Annotated in this window: 1 protein-coding gene; it reads left to right on the plus strand. The window is 63.1% G+C overall.

What is annotated here, in order from left to right:
• Positions 1 to 1,191, plus strand: a 1,191-nt coding sequence (locus Q4P78_RS09080) for a ComEC/Rec2 family competence protein (RefSeq protein ID WP_303340044.1), incomplete at both ends; no start/stop codon positions are given.

A 1,191-nucleotide genomic window follows, 5' to 3' on the forward strand; every position in this document is an offset into this window, starting at 1 on the left:
CGCCGGACTGGGGTTGGGAGTGGCGGTCTATGGGCTGCGTAAGCGCCCCTTCAGCTACCGGCGTAGGGTGCTTGCTCTGCCGGCCTTCCTAACCTGGGGACTGTGTGCCGCCGCCTTTACCGCACTGGCCTATACCCGGGTGCAGATTCACTGGCCCGAGCACGAGCAATCCTGGGTAGGGAGCGTGGTGGAGACCGACAAACGCTATGACGACGGCACCAGTGTGCGGCTGCGCCTGGAGAGCGGAGACGAGGTGAGGCTGCGCGTATTGAGCGAGGAAGCCAAGGAGCTGAAACCCGCCGACCGCATAGCCTTTATGGGCCAAATCCGTCAGCCCAAGCGCGAGGGAAACCCCGGCGACTTTGACTACCCCACCTATCTCCAGGTGCACGGCATCAGCGGCGTAGCCTACGTGCCGGCGGGCAAGTGGCGGCGCTTGGCTCCCGAGGCGCATCCCTCACTCAGCGCAAGGCTGCTGCGGCTACGCACTCGGCTGACGGCACAGTATGCTGCACACTTTGAGGGGTCGGCTTACGCCATCCTCTCCGCCCTGACCCTGGGCGACAAGTCCACCCTTAGCCCCACGGTGCGAGCACTCTTCTCCGATACCGGCGTAAGCCATGTGTTGGCCCTCTCGGGGTTGCACTTGGGCATCCTCTTTTCGCTCCTTCAGTTGTTCCTGCTCCGCCCTATGCGGTGGGGACGGTGGTTCTTCATCGCCCAAGGGCTGGCCCTGATGTCGCTGTGGGGCTTTGTACTGCTGGCCGGTGCCCCGCTGTCGCTGCAACGCTCTGCCTGGATGTTCACCCTCCTTCAGCTGGGGCTGTGCCTGCAACGCGCGCAGGGCGCTACGCCCAACAACCTCGCCCTCGCCTCACTCGTTATCCTCAGCTTTTCGCCACTTTCGCTCTTTGATGTCGGCTTTCAGCTCTCCTTCCTAGCCGTGGCCGGCATCGTGTGGTGCGGCACGTACGTGTGGCGGCGCATCCCCTTGCCCTATCCTGACTGGTACGGCGATCGGTATTTAGAGAAGCACCGTACGTGGTGGATGTGGCTGCGCGATGGCGGGCAGGTAGCGCTTTACTGGGTAGTCTACAAGGTAGTCTATCCCCTCGTGACCGTTTCGCTCAGCGCACAGTTCGCCACGCTGCCGCTGGTGGTCTACTACTTTCACAACTTGCCGCTCCATGC

Origin of the sequence: Rothia sp. (in: high G+C Gram-positive bacteria) (genome assembly GCF_030540545.1) — a bacterium.
Classification (GTDB): Bacteria; Actinomycetota; Actinomycetes; order Actinomycetales; family Micrococcaceae; genus Rothia.